Annotated in this window: 1 protein-coding gene; it reads left to right on the top strand. The window is 65.5% G+C overall.

Annotated features, from left to right (window positions below; all coding sequences use genetic code 11):
- The coding region (secF, locus tag ACLJPL_RS34115; RefSeq protein WP_411084819.1) for a protein translocase subunit SecF at window positions 1-554 on the top strand (554 nt) is incomplete at both ends.

Raw genomic sequence — 554 nt, 5'->3', positions numbered from 1 at the left:
CAGCTGGGGTGAGCAGATCGCCAACAAGGCCTGGACCGGCCTCGGGATCTTCATGGTCCTCGTGGTGATCTACCTGGCCATCGCCTTCGAGTGGCGGATGGCGGTCGCGGCGCTGATCGCGCTGATCCACGACCTCACGATCACGGTCGGCATCTACGCGCTGGTCGGCTTCGAGGTCACCCCGGGTACGGTCATCGGTCTGCTGACGATCCTCGGTTACTCGCTCTACGACACGGTCGTCGTCTTCGACAGCCTCAAGGAGCAGACCCGGGACATCACCAAGCAGACCCGCTGGACCTACGCGGAGATCGCCAACCGCTCGATCAACAGCACCCTGGTCCGCTCCATCAACACCACGGTGGTCGCGCTGCTGCCGGTGGCGGGCCTGCTGTTCATCGGCGGCGGTGTCCTCGGTGCCGGCATGCTCAACGACATCTCGCTGTCGCTGTTCGTCGGTCTCGCCGCGGGCGCCTACTCGTCGATCTTCATCGCCACGCCGCTCGTCGCCGACCTCAAGGAGGCCGAGCCGCAGATGAAGGCCCTCAAGAAGCGGG

Origin of the sequence: Streptomyces sp. cmx-18-6 (assembly GCF_046548915.1) — a bacterium.
Lineage (GTDB): Bacteria > Actinomycetota > Actinomycetes > Streptomycetales > Streptomycetaceae > Streptomyces.
The sequence above is the reverse complement of the archived record's forward strand: the minus strand, read 5'-3'. Positions and strand labels throughout refer to the sequence as shown.